21 protein-coding genes are annotated in these 21,732 nt (G+C 62.0%); 14 read left to right on the top strand and 7 right to left on the bottom strand.

The features are described from left to right. The 8 genes from ABIT12_RS11800 to ABIT12_RS11765 all read left to right on the top strand — a co-directional run. A partial coding sequence (locus tag ABIT12_RS11800; RefSeq protein ID WP_348043737.1) for a glutamine amidotransferase-related protein occupies positions 1-270 on the top strand: 270 nt, incomplete at its 5' end. After that, positions 267-1,289, top strand: a complete 1,023-nt coding sequence (trpD, locus tag ABIT12_RS11795; RefSeq protein WP_407065616.1) for an anthranilate phosphoribosyltransferase — start codon at positions 267-269, stop codon at positions 1,287-1,289. The genes ABIT12_RS11800 and trpD, both read left to right, overlap by 4 nt. Beyond that, the gene (gene trpC, locus ABIT12_RS11790; RefSeq protein WP_348043733.1) at positions 1,286-2,098 is read left to right on the top strand and encodes an indole-3-glycerol phosphate synthase TrpC; all 813 of its coding nucleotides are present in this window, start codon (positions 1,286-1,288) and stop codon (positions 2,096-2,098) included. Before trpD ends, trpC begins: the two co-directional genes overlap by 4 nt. Continuing rightward, entirely contained in the window at positions 2,095-2,577 is a 483-nt protein-coding gene (gene moaC, locus ABIT12_RS11785) for a cyclic pyranopterin monophosphate synthase MoaC (protein ID WP_348043731.1), read from the top strand. Before trpC ends, moaC begins: the two co-directional genes overlap by 4 nt. Further along, the gene (gene glp / locus ABIT12_RS11780; protein WP_348043729.1) at positions 2,574-3,782 is read left to right on the top strand and encodes a gephyrin-like molybdotransferase Glp; all 1,209 of its coding nucleotides are present in this window, start codon (positions 2,574-2,576) and stop codon (positions 3,780-3,782) included. The genes moaC and glp overlap by 4 nt, the downstream gene beginning before the upstream one ends. A gap of 102 nt (positions 3,783-3,884) precedes the next feature. Then, positions 3,885-4,604 (top strand): transcriptional repressor LexA, encoded by a 720-nt coding sequence (lexA, locus tag ABIT12_RS11775; protein ID WP_348043727.1) that lies wholly within the window; start codon positions 3,885-3,887, stop codon positions 4,602-4,604. Further along, positions 4,604-4,945: a hypothetical protein gene (locus ABIT12_RS11770; protein WP_348043725.1), complete on the top strand. Its 342-nt coding sequence runs from the start codon at positions 4,604-4,606 to the stop codon at positions 4,943-4,945. Before lexA ends, ABIT12_RS11770 begins: the two co-directional genes overlap by 1 nt. 16 nt (positions 4,946-4,961) lie before the next feature. Next, a complete protein-coding gene (locus tag ABIT12_RS11765; protein ID WP_348043723.1) occupies positions 4,962-5,759 on the top strand; it encodes a nuclear transport factor 2 family protein in 798 nt (265 codons plus the stop codon). A 115-nt stretch (positions 5,760-5,874) separates the two neighbouring features. Here the strand turns inward: ABIT12_RS11765 and ABIT12_RS11760 are convergent, their stop codons facing one another. After that, a complete protein-coding gene (locus ABIT12_RS11760) occupies positions 5,875-7,680 on the bottom strand; it encodes an IlvD/Edd family dehydratase (protein ID WP_348043721.1) in 1,806 nt (601 codons plus the stop codon). 308 nt (positions 7,681-7,988) lie between these two features. On the opposite strand from ABIT12_RS11760, the gene ABIT12_RS11755 reads away from it, so the two are divergent. Genes ABIT12_RS11755 through ABIT12_RS11740 form a run of 4 tightly spaced genes read left to right on the top strand, consistent with a single transcriptional unit; the run spans position 7,989 to position 12,361 of the window. Further along, entirely contained in the window at positions 7,989-8,909 is a 921-nt protein-coding gene (locus ABIT12_RS11755; RefSeq protein ID WP_348043719.1) for a 2-dehydro-3-deoxygalactonokinase, read from the top strand. A gap of 13 nt (positions 8,910-8,922) precedes the next feature. Then, positions 8,923-9,534: a 2-dehydro-3-deoxy-6-phosphogalactonate aldolase gene (locus tag ABIT12_RS11750; RefSeq protein WP_348043717.1), complete on the top strand. Its 612-nt coding sequence runs from the start codon at positions 8,923-8,925 to the stop codon at positions 9,532-9,534. After that, positions 9,531-10,400 carry an SMP-30/gluconolactonase/LRE family protein gene (locus tag ABIT12_RS11745; RefSeq protein WP_348043715.1) on the top strand — a complete coding sequence of 290 codons (870 nt, stop codon included), beginning with the start codon at positions 9,531-9,533 and terminating at the stop codon, positions 10,398-10,400. The genes ABIT12_RS11750 and ABIT12_RS11745 overlap by 4 nt, the downstream gene beginning before the upstream one ends. A gap of 8 nt (positions 10,401-10,408) precedes the next feature. After that, positions 10,409-12,361, top strand: coding sequence for a beta-galactosidase (locus tag ABIT12_RS11740; RefSeq protein WP_348043713.1), 1,953 nt, complete (start codon positions 10,409-10,411; stop codon positions 12,359-12,361). Here ABIT12_RS11740 and ABIT12_RS11735 read toward each other — a convergent pair. Then, positions 12,333-14,489, bottom strand: coding sequence for a ComEC/Rec2 family competence protein (locus ABIT12_RS11735; protein ID WP_348043711.1), 2,157 nt, complete (start codon positions 14,487-14,489; stop codon positions 12,333-12,335). The genes ABIT12_RS11740 and ABIT12_RS11735 overlap by 29 nt on opposite strands. 77 nt (positions 14,490-14,566) lie before the next feature. Between ABIT12_RS11735 and gltX the strand changes: the two genes are divergently transcribed. Together gltX and gltA are read left to right on the top strand one after the other, a co-directional pair. Next, complete coding sequence (gltX, locus tag ABIT12_RS11730; RefSeq protein WP_348043709.1) at positions 14,567-15,982, top strand: glutamate--tRNA ligase; 1,416 nt, start codon at positions 14,567-14,569, stop codon at positions 15,980-15,982. Between the two features lie 157 nt (positions 15,983-16,139). Then, the gene (gene gltA / locus ABIT12_RS11725; protein WP_348043707.1) at positions 16,140-17,429 is read left to right on the top strand and encodes a citrate synthase; all 1,290 of its coding nucleotides are present in this window, start codon (positions 16,140-16,142) and stop codon (positions 17,427-17,429) included. Here the strand turns inward: gltA and ABIT12_RS11720 are convergent. The 5 genes from ABIT12_RS11720 to lpxD are packed head-to-tail and all read right to left on the bottom strand — an operon-like array spanning position 17,426 to position 21,710. Beyond that, on the bottom strand, positions 17,426-18,556 hold the full coding sequence (locus ABIT12_RS11720) for a lipid-A-disaccharide synthase (RefSeq protein WP_348043705.1): 1,131 nt from the start codon (positions 18,554-18,556) through the stop codon (positions 17,426-17,428). The genes gltA and ABIT12_RS11720 overlap by 4 nt on opposite strands. Beyond that, positions 18,549-19,388: a UDP-2,3-diacylglucosamine diphosphatase LpxI domain-containing protein gene (lpxI, locus tag ABIT12_RS11715; RefSeq protein WP_348043703.1), complete on the bottom strand. Its 840-nt coding sequence runs from the start codon at positions 19,386-19,388 to the stop codon at positions 18,549-18,551. The genes ABIT12_RS11720 and lpxI overlap by 8 nt, the downstream gene beginning before the upstream one ends. 14 nt (positions 19,389-19,402) lie before the next feature. After that, positions 19,403-20,212 carry an acyl-ACP--UDP-N-acetylglucosamine O-acyltransferase gene (gene lpxA / locus ABIT12_RS11710; protein WP_348043701.1) on the bottom strand — a complete coding sequence of 270 codons (810 nt, stop codon included), beginning with the start codon at positions 20,210-20,212 and terminating at the stop codon, positions 19,403-19,405. Then, positions 20,209-20,685, bottom strand: coding sequence for a 3-hydroxyacyl-ACP dehydratase FabZ (gene fabZ / locus ABIT12_RS11705; RefSeq protein ID WP_348043699.1), 477 nt, complete (start codon positions 20,683-20,685; stop codon positions 20,209-20,211). The genes lpxA and fabZ overlap by 4 nt, the downstream gene beginning before the upstream one ends. Next, a complete protein-coding gene (lpxD, locus tag ABIT12_RS11700; protein WP_348043697.1) occupies positions 20,682-21,710 on the bottom strand; it encodes a UDP-3-O-(3-hydroxymyristoyl)glucosamine N-acyltransferase in 1,029 nt (342 codons plus the stop codon). The genes fabZ and lpxD overlap by 4 nt, the downstream gene beginning before the upstream one ends. Between the last annotated feature and the right edge of the window lie 22 nt (positions 21,711-21,732).

Below are 21,732 nucleotides of genomic sequence, written 5' to 3'. Positions count from 1 at the left end.
CATACCGGCAAGGGCCTGTTCCGGGGCCTTAACTCCGGCTTCGAGGCGACACGCTATCATTCGCTGATCGTGCAGCAGTCCACCCTGCCCGCCATGCTGGAAGTGACGGCGACCACCGATGACGGGCTGATCATGGGCATGCAGCACAGAAGCCTGCCGGTGCATGGCGTGCAGTTCCACCCCGAAAGCATCGCCTCGGAAAACGGGCATGCGCTGCTGCAGAACTTTTTGAACATCGCCCGCGACTTCAACACCAGGAAGGCCGCCTGATGGATATCAAGGCGGCTCTCAACAAGATCGCTTCTGGTCGCGATCTGACCGGCGAAGAAATGCGCGGCGTGATGGGAACCATCATGGAGGGCCAAGCCACGGCCAGCCAGATCGGCGCGTTCCTGATGGGCATGCGCGTCAAGGGTGAAACCGTGGTCGAGATCGCCGCTGCCGTTTCAATCCTGCGTGAAAAGATGGTGCCGGTCGACGCCCCGGAGCATGCCGTCGATATCGTCGGCACGGGGGGTGATGGCGGCGGCACGCTCAACATATCCACCACCAGCGCCATCGTTGTGGCTGCCACAGGCGTGCCCGTGGCCAAGCACGGCAACCGCGCCGTATCGTCCAAATCCGGGGCGTCGCAGGTGCTTGAGGCCCTCGGGGTCCAGCTGGATCTGACCCCGGCGCAGATCAGCCAGTGCATCAAAGAAGCCGGCATCGGTTTCATGTTCGCGCCATCGCACCATCCGGCAATGCGCCATGTTGGGCCCACACGCGGGGAACTGGGCGTTCGCACCATGTTCAACCTGCTGGGACCCCAATCCAATCCGGCCGGTGTGCGGCGCTACGTGCTTGGCGTGTATGCCGAGGAATGGGTGGAGCCGGTTGCCGCCGCGCTGCTGGCCAACCGGGCGATCAAGGCCTGGGTGGTGCATGGCAGCGACGGGCTGGATGAAATCACCACTACCGGTTCAACCCATATCGCGCAGATCGATGGGGGCAGCCTGACTACCTTTGAAATCACCCCCGAACAGTTCGGTCTCAAGCGCGCCGCGCCGGCTGACCTGCTTGGCGGTGATCCGGCCCATAATGCCCTGGCGATGAGGGCTTTGCTGGATGGTGCGCCGGGCGCTTATCGCGATATCGTGCTTTTGAACAGCGCTGCGGCGCTGTTCGTGGCCGACAAGGTCACAGATCTGAATGCCGGCGTGGCGCTGGCCGCCACGGTGATCGATAACGGCAAGGCCAAACAGACATTGGAACGGCTGATTGCCGTATCGAACGGGGCAGCGGCATGAGCGATATCCTGCAGCAGATCGAAGCCTACAAGCGCGAAGAAATCGCCGCCGCCAAGTCCATGCGGCCATGGGCCGAGGTGGTGGCGATGGCACATGACCAGCCACGCCCACGCGGCTTCGTTCGCGCCATCAAGGCCAAGCGCGCCGAAGGCAAATATGCCTTGATCGCCGAAGTCAAGAAGGCCAGCCCATCCAAAGGCCTGATCCGGGCCGACTTCAATCCTTCAGAAATTGCGCGGGCCTATGAACTGGGCGGCGCCGCCTGCCTGTCGGTGCTGACCGACCGGCCGTCGTTTCAGGGCTCGCCGAGCTATCTGATCGAGGCGCGTGCCGCGACCCAGTTGCCGGTGCTGCGCAAGGACTTCCTGTTTGAAACCTATCAGGTTGCGGAGGCCCGGGCCTGGGGTGCTGACTGCATCCTGATCATCCTCGCGGCCGTTGGCGACGATGTGGCGCGTTACCTGATCGACGCGGCCGAAGAGTGGCACATGGATGCGCTGGTGGAAGTGCACGACCAGTTGGAACTGGACCGGGCGCTGATGCTCGATGCCAAGCTCATCGGCATCAATAACCGCAATCTGCGCACGTTCGAGACCACGCTGCAGACCTCGATCGATCTGGCCATCGGCGTTCCTGACGGCACTCTGCTGGTCAGTGAAAGCGGCATCACCGGGCATGACGACGTGGTCAAGCTCGACCGTCAAGCCGGCATTGGCACGTTCCTGATCGGCGAAAGCCTGATGCGGCAGGACGATGTGGCCGCGGCGACGCGCACGCTGCTGATGGGTGCTCCCGTCGCCGCGCGATGAGCACGCCACTCACACACCTGAATGCCCAGGGCGAGGCGCATATCGTCGATATCGGCGATAAGCCTAGCACCAGACGTCGCGCGGTGGCGGAAGCGCGGATTGTGGCGCGGCCCGAGACAGTCGCTGCGATTGTTGGCGGCTCGCTGAAAAAAGGCGACGCCTTGGCTGTAGCCCGCATTGCCGGGATCATGGCGGCCAAGAAGACCTCGGACCTCATCCCGCTCTGCCATCCGATTGCGCTGACCAAGGTCAGCGTCGATATCGCGCCGGCGGATGATGGGTTGAGCCTGCATATCCTCGCTACTGCAGAAACCACCGGACCGACCGGCGTAGAGATGGAAGCGTTGGTCGCAGCCTCGACGGCGGCACTGACGCTCTACGACATGGCCAAGGCCATGGATCGCGGCATGACCATTACCGACATCGCGCTGGTGGAAAAATCCGGCGGCAAATCCGGCGATTATCGGAAATCCCCATGAGCCTGTTGCCGGTCGAGGACGCCATCGCGGCTATCCTGGCGCGCGTTCCAGCGCCAATCGCTGAAACCGTGCCGCTGGCGCAGGCCAATGGAAGGGTACTGGCGCAGCCGATCATCGCCACGCACAATCAGCCGCCCTTCAACGCCAGCGCCATGGACGGCTATGCGGTTCGCGCCGCCGACATCGCCGAGGGCAAGCCGATTGCCTTGATTGGAACGTCGCAGGCGGGCGCGGGCTTTGCCGGCACTGTGGGGGCCGACCAATGCGTGCGCATTTTTACCGGCGCTCCGGTGCCCGAGGGGGCGGATGCCATCATCATGCAGGAGCAGGCCAGCGCGACTGGCGACTCCGTGGTGTTTTCCGATCTGCCCAGGCCCGGCCGCAGCATAAGGCCGATCGGCAATGACTTTGCCCTGGGCGCCGAGCTGGTCAAGGCGGGTGTTCTGATCAATCCGTTCATTCTGGCTTTGGCGGCCACCGCCAATCAGGCCGAGTTGAGTATCACGCGCAGGCCGAGCGTCGGCGTGCTGGCAACGGGCGATGAACTGGTGCTGCCGGGGCAGCCACTGGCGCCGGACACGATTGTTGCGTCCAACACGTTCGGGCTGATGCCGTTGCTGGCCCCTTTTGCCAGCACGATCACCGATTTCGGTATCGCCAGGGATGACCGCGCGCAATTGCAGGCGGCGCTGGCCGGCGCCTTTGACGCCGGCATCGACGTGCTGGTCACCACTGGCGGCGCCAGCGTGGGTGACCACGACATTGTCCAGGAAATTCTCAAATCGCTGGGCGTTGAGCTGGACTTCTGGCGCATCAATATGCGGCCCGGAAAACCGCTGATGTTTGGCCGGCGCGGCAAGACACTGGTGTTCGGGCTGCCGGGAAATCCGGTGTCGGCCATGGTAACCGCCTCGGTGTTCATCAAGCCGGCGCTGCGGCAGTGGCAAGGCCTGGTCATGCCGGTGCCATCGCCACTCCGTTTGCCGCTGGCCGGACCGACGCCACCCAATAGCCCGCGCCGCCACTTCATGCGGGCAACCTTGCTGCATGGGCTGAACGGCACGGCCGTGCTGCCGATCAGCGAGACGGACAGCGGGCATACCTCGTCGCTGGCGCAGGCGGACATGCTGATCGTCCAACCCGAGAACGACCCCGGCCAGCCTATCGGCACACTGGTCGATTGCCTGCCTCTGGGCTCGTTCTAGCCAATATTGGCAAAACTAGTCGCGATTCAGATAGATATTGCAGAACATAATCAGAACACGTAATATCGTTCTGTCTCTGTTCTGATTCCGCCCGAGGGGCCCATGCTAACGCGCAAACAACACGAATTGCTGATGTTCATTCACGAGCGGATGAAGGAAAGCGGCATTCCGCCGTCATTCGACGAAATGAAGGATGCACTGGATCTGGCCTCAAAATCGGGTATCCATCGACTGATTACCGCTCTGGAAGAACGCGGTTTCATCCGCCGGCTGCCGAACCGGGCGCGCGCGCTGGAAGTGGTCAAGCTGCCGGATTCGATGAACCCGTCGCTGGGTGGGCGCAAGGCGCGATTTGAGCCGAGCGTGATCGAGGGCAATCTGGGCAAGGTGGCGTCACCCCCTGCCCGCGCGACTGCTTCCAATGGCGATGACTATGCGCGGCCGATCGCTGTCCCGGTCATGGGCCGTATCGCGGCCGGTACGCCGATCGAGGCGATCCAGTCCAATTCCCACACCATCATGGTGCCGCCGGAAATGCTGGGCGCTGGCGAGCATTATGCGCTCGAGGTACGCGGCGACTCGATGATCGAGGCGGGGATATTCGACGGCGACACGGTGTTGATCAAGAAGCAGGATACTGCCGGCACCGGCGAGATTGTCGTGGCTTTGGTCGATGATATCGAAGCAACGCTGAAGCGCCTGCGCCGCAAGGGCAATACCATTGCGCTCGAGGCCGCCAATCCGGCCTATGAGACCCGCATCTTCGGGCCGGACCGGGTCAAGGTGCAGGGGCGTCTGGTCGGGTTGCTGAGGAAGTATTGATGCGTGCTGTCCTGCTTGTCGCGGTCGGACTTCTGTCCGTCATGTCTGGCCCGAGCCTGGCCCAGGAGGCGAGCGCAAGCGTGAAGGAAACGCGCTGCTGGGTGGGTAACGTGACCTTTTCGGCCGGAGTCGGCATCAATGCCGGCGGTGGTGTTGCGGTTTGCAATGCCGGAAGCGGCTGGGGGGCCGGGAAGGCGGATACTCCGATCGCTGGTTGCCTGCTCGAAGGTAAGTTGTCGTCGGCTGGGGCTATTGTGGGCATCCGCAACAGCGACACCATGCTGCTGCAGTGCGATCCCAGCGGTCGGTGGGTGACAATCGAAACGGCGGGCAAGCAATAGCGCGGTACTGGGGCTGATGGCGGAGCGGCTGGCCGAGAAGGTTTGTGCAGTCGTTGTGCGCGGCGTTGCTGACGCGCTGGAGGTTTTGGTGTTTCGCCATCCTCTGGCCGGGGTGCAAATTGTCAAGGGAACGCGGGAGGCGCGCGAGGCAATCGTCGCCGGGGCGTTGCGCGAACTAGCGGAGGAGGCCGGGATTGTCGAGGGGGTGAGTGGGGCTTTGCTGTGCTCAAGCTCTGCAATTGTGCCGGGGCAACTTTGGCACTTTGTGCTGGCGGAAACTGCCAGCTTGCCGGAAAGCTGGACCTTCGACACCGCCGACGATGGCGGGCATCGTTTTGAATTTTTCTGGTGGCGGCTGGACGCAGAACCGGATTTCGAATGGCAGGCGGAGTTCGTGCGCGCGTTGCATTTGGTGCGCGAGGCAGTAGGCGCAATGCCGCCAAAATCGGACGCGGTGATGATGCTGTCACGGTACGCCGAGTGCATCAATACCCACTGTTTTGACGATGTCGCCGCCTTGATTGACCAAGATGCGGTGTTCTGGTTCGGAGACGGATCGCATGAGGGACTACCGGCAATCAGAGCCGGCTGCGAGACGACATGGCACAACCTGGTGGACGAAATCTATTGGCTCGAGGATGTTCGATGGATTGCGTCAAGCGTCGATGTCGCCAGTTGCATCTACCGTTTCCATTGGCAGGCGATCGTGGGCGGTGAGTGCCGGGCGGGATCGGGTCGCGGTACCAGCGTTCTTGCCTGGCGGCGTGGCAGATGGAAGATCATCCATGAGCATCTGAGTGCCCTGCCCGGCTGAGGCAGGAGGATGATGGCTGCGCGGCAAATGGCAGCGGCGTGTGACTGGGCGGCATGACCGTGATAAAAGAAAGGCCCGCCAGATTGGCGGGCCGCTGCATTGGTGGCTGCTAGTATTAGTGGTTGTCGCGCGGAATGCCGTTGGTCTGGGCGATGCGCTGATACTTCTCGGCTGGCTTCAGGATGGCGCCATCGCCAAGTTGGCCGACGATACCGCGCTGGATTTCCTGCCATGGGGTCTGGTGCTTGGGGTACTTGTAACCACCCATCGACTCCAGATCGGCGCGGCGCTTGGCGATCTCGTCGTCGGAAATCAGGATATTGGCCTGACCCTTGTTGAGATCAATCCGCACCTGATCGCCGGTGCGCAGGATGGCAAGATTGCCACCGGCTGCGGCTTCGGGGGAAGCATTGAGGATCGAGGGCGAGCCCGACGTGCCCGACTGGCGACCATCACCGATGCATGCCAGGGCAGTGATGCCCTTCTTGATCAGGTACGACGGCGGACGCATGTTGACGACTTCGGCAGCGCCCGGATAGCCGATCGGGCCAGCGCCGCGCATGAACAGCAGCGTGTGCTCATCGATGTTCAGCGACGGATCGTCGATGCGGTGGTGGTAGTCTTCCGGACCATCGAACACCACGGCCTTGCCTTCGAACATGCCGGGATGGGCCGGGTTGTTGAGGTAGCGGTCGCGGAACTCGGTGGAGATGACGCTGGTCTTCATGATCGCGTTGTCGAACAGATTGCCGCGCAGCACCAGGAAGCCCGCTTCGGTCTTGAGCGGGTTGTCGAAGTGGCGGATGACCTTGTCGTCCTGGATCGTGGTGTTGCGGCAGTTCTCGCCGATGGTCTTGCCGTTGACGGTGGGGGCATTCTCGCGAACGAGGCCCTGGCTCATCAACTCGTTGACCACGGCCGGGACGCCGCCGGCATGGTAGAAATCCTCGCCGAGATATTCGCCGGCAGGCTGCAGGTTGACCAGCAGCGGCACCTTGTGGCCGTAAGTCTGGAAATCCTGCAGTTCCAGTTCGACGCCGATATGCTTGGCGATGGCCTGGATGTGGATCGGGGCATTGGTCGAACCGCCGATGGCGGAATTGACCACGATGGTGTTGATGAAGTTGTCCTTGGTCAGGATGTCCGAGGGCTTGAGATCTTCATGGACCATGTCGACGATGCGCTTGCCGGTGCGGTAGGCCATTTCCTGGCGATCGCGGTACGGTGCGGGGATCGCAGCCGAGCCCGGAAGCTGCATGCCCAGCGATTCGGCCAGCGAGTTCATGGTCGACGCGGTGCCCATGGTGTTGCAATAGCCGGTCGACGGCGCCGACGACGCCACCAGTTCGATGAACTGGGCATAGTCGATTTCGCCGGCGGCCATCATCTGGCGGGCCTTCCACACGATGGTGCCGGAGCCGGTGCGTTCACCCTTGTGCCAGCCGTTCAGCATCGGGCCGACGGAAAGAGCGATGGCCGGAATATTGACGGTTGCGGCGCCCATCAGCATGGCGGGCGTGGTCTTGTCGCAGCCAATGGTCAGCACCACGCCATCAAGCGGGTAGCCGTACAGCACTTCGACGAGGCCGAGATAGGCGAGGTTACGGTCAAGGCCGGCGGTCGGGCGCTTGCCGGTTTCCTGGATCGGATGGACTGGAAATTCGATGGCTATGCCGCCCGCTTCGCGGATGCCTTCCCGCACGCGCTCAGCCAAAACGATATGATGGCGGTTGCACGGGGACAGGTCAGAACCGGTCTGGGCGATACCGATGATCGGCTTGTCGGACTGGAGTTCTTCGCGCGAGACACCGAAATTCATGTAGCGCTCAAGATAGAGCGCGGTCATGTCCGGATTGTCGGGGTTATCGAACCAGGCGCGCGAGCGCAATTTCTTGGGGGCGTCGCCCTTATTTGCCGTCATTTTATGAGTTCCTCAACCGCGCGACCGAGAGCTGGCCACGCCTCAACGATTTCATCCTGCTTCTAACATGCCAGTGCAAAGATTGAACGGAAATCTGATGCAAAATTGTAGGCAATTGGGCCAAGCCGAGGCGCAAATCTTACTCCGCGACCTGTCTGCCTGACCCTTTGCGCAATCGGGTCGATGCGGCAACAAAGCTGCCATTGCCAGCAATTTTACAGCCGATTTCTGCTGGATGAAACAAGCCGTTCCGATTAGGGTCGCGCGCGTTACGGCCATTGCGGCTGAATCGGATTTGCGAGGCATTTGTGACCACCAGAGCTGAATGGGTTGCGGTTGATTGGGGTACCTCCAACCTGCGCGCATGGGGAATCGATGCCAGCGGAAACACGGTATTCACCCGCTCGTCGCCCAAAGGCATGGGAAAGCTGACGCGGGAAGAGTTTCCGGGGGCGCTGACCGAATTGCTCGAGGGCGCCGAAACCGGCTCGGGCGCAGTTGACGTGCTGATTTGTGGGATGGCGGGCGCGCGTCAGGGCTGGCTTGAAGCGCCCTATCTTGACACGCCGGCTGATCTGCGCGGCCTGTTCGCCGGCGCAGTGCGCCCCGAAATGCCCGGTTCGCGCTACTTGCCGGCAATTTTGCCCGGCGTGTGCCAGAAGACCATCGGCGCAGAAAACGTCATGCGCGGGGAAGAAACCCAGTTGCTCGGCCTGCATGTTTTGATGCCGGAATTTTCGGGCGTCGTTTGCATGCCCGGCACCCATTCGAAGTGGGCAGCCCTGGAAGCTGCGCGGATCACCCGTTTTGCAACGGCGATGACCGGCGAAATGTATGAGGTGCTGCGCACCCATTCGGTGCTGCGCCATTCCCTTGCGGGCGATCTGGACGGCCCCGGACGAGCCGAGGGTTTCGATGCCGGCGTCGATGCCGGGCTGGCACGGCCGGATAATCTTTTGGGTCTGCTGTTCAGCGTGCGCGCCGGATCGCTGCTGTCGAACCGCCAGCCGGACTGGTGCGCGGGCTACCTTTCAGGCCTGCTGATCGGCTGCGAAATTGGCGCCCACCGCGACTGGATCGGCGATGCCGAAGTGCCGCTGATCGGTGCATCGGCGCTCTGTGCGCTCTATGTCAAAGCACTGGCCAAGGTCGGCGCCAAGGCGCGGCTGATCGATGCCACCGAAGCTGTTCTGGCAGGCCTGAAGGCCGCACGCCAATTTGCCGTTTAGTTTGGAGCTCTCCATGACGCACCGTCACCTCATTGCCATCCTGCGCGGCATCACGCCCAAGGAAACTGTTGCTGTTTGCGAAGCGCTGATCGCCGCCGGGATCGGCCGGATCGAAGTGCCGCTCAATTCACCCGAGGCCTTGACCAGCATCTCGCTGGCCTCCAACGCGCTGGGCGACCAGGCCGCAATTGGCGCGGGCACCGTGCTCAGCAAGAAGCAGGTCTGGGCCGTGGCCGATGCTGGCGGCACGTTCATTGTATCACCCGACACCAATAAGGCGGTGATCGAGGAGACGGTGCGGATCCAGCTGGAATCCTATCCCGGCGTGTTTACTCCGAGCGATGCCTTCAAGGCGATCAAGGCGGGCGCGACCGGCCTGAAGTTCTTCCCAGCCGAAGTGCTTGGCCCCAAGGGCATCAAGGCGATGAAGGCAGTGTTGCCGCCGGAAATTCCGCTTTATGCGGTAGGTGGCGCCAATCCGGATAACTTCAACGAGTACTTTGCCGCCGGTTGCGCCGGTTTTGGCCTGGGTACCTATATCTACAAGCCCGGCATGAGCGCCGACGAAGTTGCCGAGCGCGGTCGCATCGCCGTTGCCGCCTATGACGCAGGAAAGCCAGCATGAGCCGTACCGCCAAACTGCTGATCGACAGCCAGTGTTCGCTGGGCGAAGGCCCGATCTGGCACCCGCTGCGCAACCAGCTGTTCTATTTCGATATCAACAACAAGAAGTTGTTCGCTGCCGAGGCTGACGGCACGGCGGTCGATACCTGGTGGTTCGACGAGATCGTCGCCGCCGCTGCGGTGATCGACCGTGACACGTTGGCTATTGCCACTGAGACGGGCTTGAAGAAGCTCGATCTCAACACGCGCATGATCACGCTGATTGTCGATATCGAAGCCGACAATGCCGATACGCGCACCAATGACAGCCGGGTGGATCGCACTGGCGGCTTCTGGATTGGCACCATGCGCAAGGCCGAGGATGCGCCGGGCGGCTCGGTTTATCATTACCGGGCCGGCAAGCTGGCCAAGATCATCACCGACGTTTCGGTGCCGAACGCCACCTGTTTCTCGCCGGATGGCAAGATTGCCTATTTCACGGATTCCGGCACCAAGCGCATCCTCAAGAGCGCGACCGATCCTGAAACCGGCAAGCCGGTCGGCGAATGGAGCCTGTTCGCCGTCAGTGAGCGCGGCTATCCCGATGGTGCGGTGACCGATAGCGAAGGCTATCTGTGGAATGCACGCTGGGGCGGCGGTTGCGTCGTGCGCCACGCGCCGGACGGCTCGATCGACCAGATCATCGACGTGCCGGTGAGCCAGGTGAGTTGCCCTGCCCTTGGCGGACCCGATTTGAAGACGCTGTTCCTGACCACCGCCAACAAAAACCTGTCGGCGGCGCAATTGACCGCCGAGCGCGTGGCCGGTGGCGTATTCGCCATTGATGTCGATGTGCCCGGCCTGCCCGAAAACCTGATCAAGCTCTAGGCCTGTTGATGAACCCCACTCTTGGCGTCTGCTACTACCCCGAACACTGGCCCGAGGCGTGGTGGGACGGCGATGCGCGGCGGATGGCCGAAGTGGGCATCACATTCGTGCGCATCGGCGAATTTGCCTGGTCCAAGCTGGAGCCGACGCCGGGCAACCTGACTTTCGACTGGCTGATCCGCGCCATGGACGTGTTGGGCAGCCATGGGCTCAAGGTGATTTTCGGCACGCCCACAGCTACGCCGCCGCGCTGGATGATCGACAAGCATCCCGACATGCTGGCGGTCGACGCGCAGGGCCGGCAAAAGGGTTTTGGCTCGCGGCGGCACTACGACTTTTCGCATCTGGGCTATCGCGAAGAGTGCGCGCGTTTCGTCAAGCTGCTGGCCGACGCCATTGGGCAGCACCCTGCCCTTGCTGGCTGGCAGACCGACAACGAATATGGCTGCCATGGCACGACGTATTCCTATTCGCCGGCCGCGACCGCGGGATTCCGCGGCTGGCTCGAGAACAAGTATCATACCGTGGATGCGCTCAACGAGGCGTGGGGCAATGTATTCTGGTCGATGGAATACAACACTTTCGAGCAGATCGGCCTGCCTAACCTGATGGTGACCGAAGCCGCGCCCGCGCATAGCATGGATTTCCGCCGCTATTCGTCGGATCAGGTGGTGGCCTTCAATGGCTTGCAGGTCGATATCCTCAAGGCCGCGCGTCCTGACCTCCCGGTGATCCACAATTTCATGGGTCGGTTCAGCGAGTTCGACCACTACGACGTCGGCCAAAAGCTCGATATCGCCAGTTGGGATGCCTACCCGCTCGGCCATCTGTATCAGGGGCCAGAATCGGATGAGATGAAGGCGCAGTTCCTGCGTCAGGGCGATCCGGACTATCAGGGCCTGCACCACGATCTCTACCGCGCCGTGGGCCACGGCCGCTGGTGGGTGATGGAACAGCAGCCCGGCCCGGTGAACTGGGCGCATCACAATCCCGATCCGCTGCCCGGCATGGCAAGGCTGTGGGCCTGGGAGGCGTTCGCGCATGGGGCGGAGGTGGTGTCCTACTTCCGCTGGCGGCAAGCGCCGTTTGCGCAGGAGCAGATGCATGCCGGCCTGTTGCGGCCTGATAGCGAACCGGCGCCGGCCTATGCCGAAGCGGTGCAAGTGGCGCAGGAGCTGAAAAGCACCGGCATCGGTGGCACCACCGCCAAGGGTCGGGTGGCAATCGTTTATGACTATCAGAGCGAATGGGCCTGGCAGATCCAGCCGCAGTCGCAGGGCTTTACGCACTACGCGCACGTCAAGGCGATTTACGCCGCCTTCCGCAAGCGTGGCATCGATATCGATATTCTGCCGCCCAGCACGAAGAGTTTTGCCGGGTACGATATCGTCGCCATCCCAGCGCTGTTCGCCTGGAACGATGATCTGCGCGCTACCATTGCCGAGTTTGATGGCCATTTGCTGATCGGGCCGCGTAGCGGATCGAAGACGCAGAACTTTGCCATTCCGGCCACGCTGGCGCCGGACCTGCCCGCAAACATGCTCGACCTCAAGGTGTCGCGCGTCGACAGCACCGATCCACGCCATGGTGTGCTGGTGAAAGACGGCGGCGCGGTGCATCTGTGGCGCGAGCGCGTCGATACCCGCGCCGAAGTGGTCATGGAAGACGAGGAAAACTTCCCGGTGCTGCTGTCGCAGGGCAAGCTGTTCTACCTTGCCGCCAGCGGCGACAGGGCGCTGATGCAGCGTGTGGTGGATTATCTCATCGCCGAGGCCAACACACCGATACTGGCTCTGCCAGCCGGCGTACGATGCCGCGTCCGCGATGGCTTCCGGGTCTACTTCAACTATAGCGCCACAGCCGCCACGCTGACCAAGGCGGCCGACGAAACCGGCTATGTGGTGGGTGATGCCGAAATTCCGGCGGCCGGCGTCACCGTGGCGTCACTCGCCAAGGTCTAGTCAAATTGGGGATGGCAGCGCGAATTTCGAACGCCCGCCGTCCCTCATCCCAGCGCAGCCATTGGACACCGCCCCGCGCCAACGTGCCGGCATCGATCACCGTGGTTTGGGTGGCACAGAACGTCGGCGCGTAGAGCTTGGTCACGACCAGATCGTTGCGCGCGCAATCCTCGGCAAAGGCATCCGGCGTTTTAACCAGCGACATGGAAAACCCCTCGGCCTGATAGACGCAGCCGGAGCTATCGCAGCCAGCGCCATCCAGCGTTGGGGCAATTACCTGCTGAAATTGATCGCCCCATACTTCGACGGCAAAACTGCCTACTTTGCCGCCGAGTAGCCCCATGCCGTCTGCGGTGCGGACCGCGACCGCCTGAGTGGTGTCGGCCACCAGAATGTCGGGCCTTGGATCAAAGCCGAACAGCAGCACGGCGGGAATAGCCAAGATGGGTGCAGCATAGCGCCAGCGACCTTCGAGGAAGGCAAACCAGGCCAGCGCCGACAGCCCAATCATCAACGCCGTGGTGGTCAGCAGCGGGTTGCTGTCGAGACCCGCGCTCCAACCGGCGACGAGCCGCGCCACATCGAGCATCCGTTCGATGCCCCAGCCCATGACGGTGAGAAACACCCCGTCCAGCCCGAGTGGCATCACCAGCAGCGCCAACATGGCGGCGGGCATGATGACCAGACTGACTACCGGCAATGCCAGCAGATTGCCCAGCACCCCGAGCGGCGCCGTTTGCTGGAAGTGATAGGCCGAGAACAGCAGTGTCGCCGAACCGGCGATGAGGCTAGTCAAAGCGGTGGTCCAGAGCACATTGATGGTGTGGCCAATAAAGCCGCGCTTCCCCGTCAGTTTCCTGCGGGGTGCTTCATAGACGCCGATCAATCCGACAACGGCAGCAAAGGACAACTGGAAGCTGGCGCGGAAGATGCTGGCCGGATCGATCAGGATGATGGCAATGGCCGCCAGGGCGACATTGCGCATGGTCAGCGCCCGCCGACCGGCCAGCACCGCACCAAACACCAGTCCCAGCATCAGCGTCGAGCGCAGCGCCGGAACGTTGGCGATGCCGCCGGCCAACAGCAAATATCCGGCGACAGTAATGATGCCGCCGCCCGCCGCGATCTTCTTGACTGGCAGGGCAAGCGCGACCCCATAAATCGAGGCCAACAGCAGGCGCAGCAGCGCAAACATGCCGCCGGCCACAAGGGACATGTGCAGGCCCGAGATCGAATAGATATGTGCCAGCCCGGAGGCCGCCATGACGTCCCGCGTTTTGTCGGTGATGGTGCTCTGGTCCCCCACCACCATGGCCCAGCCGATGGACGCAGGATCGCCTTTGAGCACCATATCGATGCGGCGGCCGATGTCGCGACGCAGGGTGTCGATCCAGCGGGTGGGATTGAAACTGGTATCGGCGGTCGTCACCGTCAGAGCGCCGGTGACGTTGCCATAGGCGCCGACACCTTCGAAATAGGCATGAAACTGGCTGTCGAAACCACCGGGGATGACCGGACCGGCGACAGGCGCCAGCCGCAGGCTGGCATGGATATGGTCGCCGGGCGCCAATGGCGGCGTTGGCTTTAGAAATAGCCGGGCCCGCTTGATCGGCACCGTTTGCTCCGGATCGGCCGGGATCAGGTTTGAGACAATAATGCGCTGCTCAGTCGGACTCGCGGAGAGAATTTCATCGACCGTCGCGTCAAACTCGCCGTAAACCGGGTAAGCGAGCATGGGCGTGCCAAACAGGGCGGCATGAATCGGCAGCAGGCAAAAGCCGAGACAGGTCGCGCTGAGCAAAGTTAGTGAACGGGTTCGTACGAGGTGGCGTGTCGACAGGGCAAGACCCGTAGCCAGCACAATCGCTATAGCGATCAGCGCCCAGGTTTCGGGCTCGGTGGGCAGCGCGGCGTAGACCACCAACCCGGCGATCATCCCGAACGGAACCAGTACGATTACCCGGCGATGCTCGAACGCCCGAACAATTTGGCGCGGCAGGTCAAAGCCGCGGCGGATCGGCCTGGCCGTGTCCATCTGCGGCAGGCGCGCCGTGGGACGACGAGGCGCGACGCGGGCAATCACCCCCGCGTCCTGCCGTTCCGCCTCGATGGTGTCAGCCCCCTGCAACCGGCGCCCCCGCCCTTGCGCTCATGGCCTTCTATGGTACACACGGCTTTCAAACTCGTCCAACCGTTCCGGTCTTCATGTCTCAGGTCGTCACTCGTTTTGCTCCGTCTCCCACTGGTTATCTGCACATCGGCAGCGCCCGTACTGCACTGTTCAACTGGGCCTATGCGCGCCATACCGGCGGCAAGATGCTGCTGCGCATCGAAGATACCGACCGCGAACGCTCCACCGAACCGGCCATCCAGGCGATTTATGATGGCCTGAGCTGGCTGGGCCTGCAGTGGGACGGTGAGCCGACGCTGCAGTTCGGCCGTGCGGCGCGCCATGCCGAGGTCGCCGACGAACTGGTGGCGATGGGCCATGCCTATAAATGCTATTGTTCGCCTGAAGAACTGACCCAGATGCGCGAAGAGGCTCGCGCTGCCGGCAAGCCACCGCGCTACAATGGCTACTGGCGCGACCGCGACCCGTCTGAAGCGCCAGTCGGTGTTGCTCCGGTGGTCCGCATCAAGGCGCCGCTGAGCGGCGAGATCGTGGTCAATGACCACGTGCAGGGCAAGGTGGTGTTCAAGACCGAGAACCTGGATGATTTCATCATCCTGCGGTCGGACGGCACCCCGACCTATATGCACGCGGTGGTGGTGGACGACCATGATATGGGCGTCACGCACATCATTCGCGGTGATGACCACCTGACCAATGCCGCCCGCCAGATCATTATTTACAACGCGATGGGCTGGACCGTGCCGGAGATGACCCACATCCCGCTGATCCACGGCGCCGATGGCGCCAAACTGTCCAAGCGCCACGGCGCACTGGGCGTCAACGCCTATCGCGAGATGGGTTATCTGCCCGAAGCACTGCGGAATTATCTGGCTCGCCTCGGCTGGAGCCACAATGACGATGAAATCTTTTCGACCGAGCAGATGGTCGAATGGTTCAGCCTGGAAGCCCTCAACAAGGGCGCGGCGCGGTTCGATTTCGTCAAGCTCGAGAACATCAACGGCCACTATATCCGCGAGGCCAAGCCGGACTATCTGTATGGCGTGATGATTGCGACCGCCAAGGAAGTCGGCCGCGCCGTCGATCTCGATGGCCTGACTGCCAACAAGGATACCGTGCTGGCCGCCCTGCCCGAATTGCAGCCGCGTGCCAAGACCATCCTGGAGCTGATCGACCTGGCTCAATTCATCTATGCCGTCCGACCGCTGACCATCGATGCGGCGGCCTCGGCGCTGCTCACCGATGAGTCGCGAGCGGTGCTGGCAGAGATGCTGGACCTGCTGCGCGGGCTCAATGACTGGAGCGTTCCGGCCATCGATGCTGCCATGCGGACGCTTGCTGAAGCCAAAGGCCTGAAGTTGGGAAAGCTGGCGCAGCCCTTGCGCGCTGCGCTGACCGGGCGCACCGTGTCGCCGGGCATTTTCGAAGTCATGGTGCTGATAGGAAAGGACGCTAGCCTGGATCGGCTAGCAGACCAGGCCCGCGCTTAGTATTGCCCGATTGAGGGTAAGCCATGCTTACCCATCAGTTGCCTGGGTCGGACCAAAACTGCTACGCCAGAGGATAGGAATACGCCTGAACCAATTTGCTGGCCCCGCCTTTCGCACCATCCTGTTCGGCGGGCTGCGGGCCATCGAGGAGAGCTGAATGACCGATAAAGTCGCCAAACTCGTCATCGGGGAAAACACTTATGAGTTTCCCGTTCTTGAAGGTTCGATCGGCCCGGATGTGATCGATATCCGATCGCTGTATGCCAAGACCGGCTTGTTCACCTACGACCCCGGCTTCACCTCAACTGCAGCCTGCGACAGCTCGATCACCTATATCGATGGCGACAAGGGCGAACTGCTGTATCGCGGTTATCCGATCGATCAGCTGGCTGCCAAAAGCTCCTATATCGAAGTCTGCTACCTGCTGCTGTACGGCGAACTCCCCAATGCCGAGCAGCTCAAGGAATTTGAAGAGGTGGTGATCCACCACACCATGGTGCATGAGCAGATGCACTATTTCTACCGCGGTTTCCGTCGCGACGCGCATCCGATGGCGATCATGACCGGCGTGGTCGGCGCGATGGCCGCGTTCTACCATGACTCCACCGACATTTCCGATCCGCGCCAGCGCGAGATCGCCTCGATCCGCATGATCGCCAAGATGCCGACCATTGCAGCGATGGCCTACAAATATTCGGTCGGTCAGCCATTCGTGTACCCGCGCAACGATCTGGATTATTCGAGCAATTTCCTGCGCATGTGCTTCTCGGTTCCGGCCGAGGAATATGTGGTCAATCCGATCATCGCCAAGGCGATGGATCTGATTTTCACGCTGCATGCCGATCACGAACAGAACGCGTCGACCTCGACCGTGCGGCTGGCCGGTTCGTCCGATGCCAATCCGTTTGCCTGTATCGCTGCCGGCGTCGCCTGCCTCTGGGGCCCAGCTCATGGCGGCGCCAATGAAGCAGCGCTCAACATGCTCAAGGAAATCGGCACGGTTGACCGCATTCCGGAATTTGTGGCGCGCGCCAAGGACAAGAATGACAGCTTCAAGCTGATGGGTTTTGGTCACCGCGTGTACAAGAACTTCGACCCGCGCGCGACGGTGATGCAGGCGACAGCCAAGGAAGTGCTCGGCCTGCTCGGCGTCGAGAACAACCCGATCCTGCAGGTTGCGCAGGAACTGGAAAAGATCGCGCTCGAAGACCAGTACTTTATCGATCGCAAGCTGTACCCGAACGTAGACTTTTACTCCGGCATCATCCTGGAGGCCGTCGGCTTCCCGACCTCGATGTTCACCGTGCTGTTCGCCATGGCCCGTACCGTTGGCTGGATTGCGCAGTGGAAGGAAATGATCGGCGATCCGCAAAAGAAGATCGGCCGTCCCCGCCAGCTCTACAAGGGTTCGCCCGCTCGCGATTATGAAAGCCTGGCTTCGCGCTAAGCCTTACGCCAATGCGACAGCACCCGGTCGGCCGGGTTCTGTCGGGGCGCATCAGCTGTGCCGGTCTGCATTACCTTCACAAGCTCGCCAAAGGCCGTGATCTGGTCCTGGCGGGCTTGTTTGTTTTGAACCAGAGATTTTGCCTCGGCGGTCACCGCTGCGACGTCGGGCGTTGCAGTGACGAATTCCGGCACAACCTGCCGACCGCTGATAATATTGGCGAGGCCGACTTGCGGACGACCCAGCTTGTCGAACGTCCGGGCCTGCGGGCCATCCATAACGTAGGTCAGAATGGTCGGAACGCCGGCCAGTGCAAGCTCCAGCGTCGCCGTGCCAGCAACACTGATCGCCAGCAGCGACTGACCATAGAGTTCCTTGCGATCGTCGCGGTTGGCAGCAATCTGCACCGGCACCGGCCAGGACGCCGTTTCGCGTTGCAGCCGTTCTGACAGGCCAGGCAATGTCGGCATGAAGAAGCCGGTTACGTTAGGCTCGCTGATCAGCGCCGCCGCCAGTTCGCGCATCAATGGCAGGTGACGCCGCAGTTCTCCGTCCCGGCTCCCTGGCAGCAACGCGATCAGCCCGCTTTCGACGGGTGCCGACGGCAGGCTGACCTCACCGAGTGCCGGATGACCGACATAGCAGGTTGGCGGGCCACCAAGACGCTGCATGGCTTCCGGCTCGAACGGCAATACTGCCAGCACTTCATCAAACAACGGTTTGAGCTTGGCGGCGCGGTCCGGACGCCGGGCCCACACAGTGGGGGCCACATAAAGCAGCATGGCACCACGATAGCCCATTCGCCGGGCCCGTTTGGCAACGCGCTTGGAAAAGTCCTGCGCGTCGATCAGTACCACGATATCGGGTTGGGCATGGGCAATGGCGCGCGCGGTCTGCTCGATGCGCCAGAGCAACAGCGGCAGGCGCATCAGCACATCGGTAATGCCCATCACCGCCAGATCGTTCATCGGAAACAGTGACTTCAGCCCCTGCCCGACCAGTTCGTCGCCACCCACGCCGGCAAAGGCCAGCGGGACGCGCCGCTGTAGTTGGGCGATCAGGTCCGCGCCGATGCGATCGCCGGATGGCTCACCGGCAACCACGAATAGCTTCAACGGCTCAGCCATTGCCGAGGACCGCGCCATGAACGGCAATGCCAAGCTGGGCGGCGAGCACGACGAGGCGTTCTCGCTCGATCACCAGACTACGCCCGGCTTCAACGGCGATAATGCCGATGCCGGCCCTGGCGCAGTTGCTGACGGTGTCCGGCCCGATGGCAGGCAGATCCGCAAACAGCGGTTGCTGTGGCTTGACCGCTTTGGCCAGGATCAGCGGGCCGGAGCCATCGCCGGTGAGCCCGGCGCGAACCAGTTCACCGACGCGGGCAATCAGCGCATCGGTGCCGCCGATATCCTCAACCGCAATCACCCGTCTACCCAAAACGACGGCCGCCTGGCCGATATCAAGTGCGCCGATCGCCTGCGCGGTTTGCAGCGCGAAAGCAATCGAGCCGTCCAGCCCATGGGGGACGGCGGGGCCGCCAACGGTTCCCTGCTCCGCCAGCAGGTCCGGCGCGATTTCATGGACACCAACCAGATCGGCGCCGGTCATTTTCTTGAGTACCGAACCAAGCGCCGCCAATGTGGCGTCTCCGACCGAGGTTGCGGCGGCTTGTGCCGGTGTCTCGCCGCCATTGGCAAAGCGGATCAGTCCCTCACGCGCCTTGTCTGGCAGGTGAATGGCGCCGGCCATGACAATATGGGTGGTGCGAAAAATCTTCAGCGACCAGATGATGCCGAGCGGGTTGGCAAGATCGGCAGTGATGACCTTGACGTCAGTCAGGTCTGGGCGAGGGCTCAGCGCCAACACCTGCACCTTGTAGCCGGCGGCCTTGGCCGCTGCCACTGCATGAGGCACCAGGCCTCCCGTGCCGGCGAAAATCGATAGCCTGCCGGCCATGGCGGGGCTCCGTGTTATTCGGCGCTGGTCCCGTTTCGGGGCGTCATGATCGGCCGGTCAGATGCTGCCGCAATAAAGGCCACCACGTCCTGGACCAGGGCGTCGTTCTTGAACAGCTCCGACGCATCCTCGACGCGCTCGCGCAATGTGCCTTCGCTGGCAAAGATCAGCCGATAGGCGGCGCGCAGACGATGGATCGCTTCACGGTCAAACTTGCGGCGCTTCAGGCCGACCAGATTTAGCCCGGCGAGGCTGGCGCGATTACCGAGCGCCATGCCGTAGGGGATCACATCGGCATCGATCATCGATTGCGCGCCGATAAAGGCATGCGAGCCGATGCGGGTGAACTGGTGGACCACGCAGATGCCACCAAAAATGACATTGTCGCCAATGACGCAGTGGCCGGCGATGCCGACATAGTTGGCCATGATGACATTGTTGCCGATGATGCAATCATGGGCGACGTGGGCGTTGGCCATCACCAGGCAGTCATTGCCGATCTGGGTCAGCATGCCGCCGCCCTGCGTGCCCGGATTGATGGTCACGGCTTCACGGATGACGCAACGCTCGCCGATGACGAGGCGCGATGCTTCGCCCGCATATTTCAGATCCTGCGGCTGATGACCGATCGATGCGAATGGAAAAACCCGCGTGCCGGCACCCAACTCGGTGTGGCCATCGATAGAGACATGCGAGATCAGCTCTACACCGTCATGCAGGATGACATCGTCGCCGACGATGCAGAACGGGCCGATCTTGACGCCAGCGCCGAGTTTGGTCCGTGGCCCGACAATCGCCGTCGGGTGGATATTTGGTTGGCTCACAGCGGAGCCTCGACGATCATCGCGGTGATTTCGGCTTCGGCGATGATGTTGCCGTCAACGATGGCCTTGGCCTCGTAGCGCCCGACATTGCGGCGGCGCTGAATCTTGGAAATATGGAATTCGATGGTGTCGCCGGGCCCCGCCGGTTTACGGAACTTGGCCTTATCGACGCCCAGCATCAGCACGATGTTTTTCTTGCCGCTTCCGGCATCGTGCTTGATGACGATGGCACCAGCCGTCTGCGCCATGCCTTCGATGATCAACACGCCGGGGAAAATCGGATTATCGGGAAAATGGCCCTGGAAAATCGGCTCATTGAACGTGACGTTCTTGATGCCGACGGCGGTTTCATCGCCATTGATCTTGATGATCCGGTCGATCATCAGCATGGGGTAGCGATGGGGCAAGGCCTTGAGGATTTCGGCAATATTCATCGCAGTGAGCTCGGTGCTCCCAGTCGAGATTTCGTTCATTGCCCCTTGGCCCCCTTTAACAATTTCCGCATCGTCGCCATTTCGCGCCAGAACACTTTAAGGTCCTGAGCTGGCGCCCCAATCAAATTCGAGCCCGCAGGCCAGTCTTTGGTCACTGCCGCGCGGCCATGAACCACCGAACCGGCGCCGATGGTCATGTGGCCCGATGTGCCAACATTACCACCCATTAGCACGCCTTCGCCGAGTATTGTCGACCCTGACAGGCCCGACATCGCCGCAATCAGGCAGTTACGGCCAATCCGGCAATTGTGGCCGATCTGGACCAGGTTATCGATCTTGGTGCCTTCGCCGATCACCGTGTCGCCCAAGGCGCCGCGGTCGATGGTCGAATTGGCCCCAATTTCCACGCGGTCCTGGACGATGACACGACCAAGCTGCGGCACCTTGCGGTTGGTACGACCGAAATCGAGCCAGCCAAAGCCTTCAGTTCCAATCCGGACGCCGGAATGGATTACCACGTCGTTGCCAAGGTGGGCGCAGTCGATCGTGGTATTGGCGGCAATGGTGCAATTGCGACCAATGGTGACACCGGTGCCGATAACCGTATTGGCGCCGATGATGGTGCCGCGGCCGATTTCCACGTCCGCGCCGATCACCACTCCCGGGCCAATCAGCACGCCTTCTTCCAGCACCGGCGCATGGACCGCTGCACTGGATGCAGCCAGAATGGATCTGGTGTTGGACGGATAGAGGTAATCCAGAATATCGGCGAACACTTCGTGCGGCCGCGCCACTTCCACCGCGATGGTGCCAGCCGGCACCGCATCGCGCAGCGACGGCAGAATGATTGCTACGCCGGCATGGCTATCACGTAGGTGATCGGCATATTTTGCATTGGCGGCCAGCACGACATGACTTGGCCCAGCCAGATCAATCTCGGTGGCGCCATCAACAATATGGCTGGCCCCTGCAAGACCCTCGACCAGAGCCGATTGGCCAATGGCTGAAAGAATAGCGCCTAATGTGGCCGGTCCGGAAAAGCGGTGAAAGCGGGTATCGACCATAATGTCACTTAATAAAAGCAAG

The sequence above is a fragment of the Devosia sp. genome (assembly GCF_039927955.1).
GTDB lineage: Bacteria > Pseudomonadota > Alphaproteobacteria > Rhizobiales > Devosiaceae > Devosia.
Note: the sequence above shows the minus strand (reverse complement) of the source record. Positions and strands in the feature narration are given on the sequence as shown.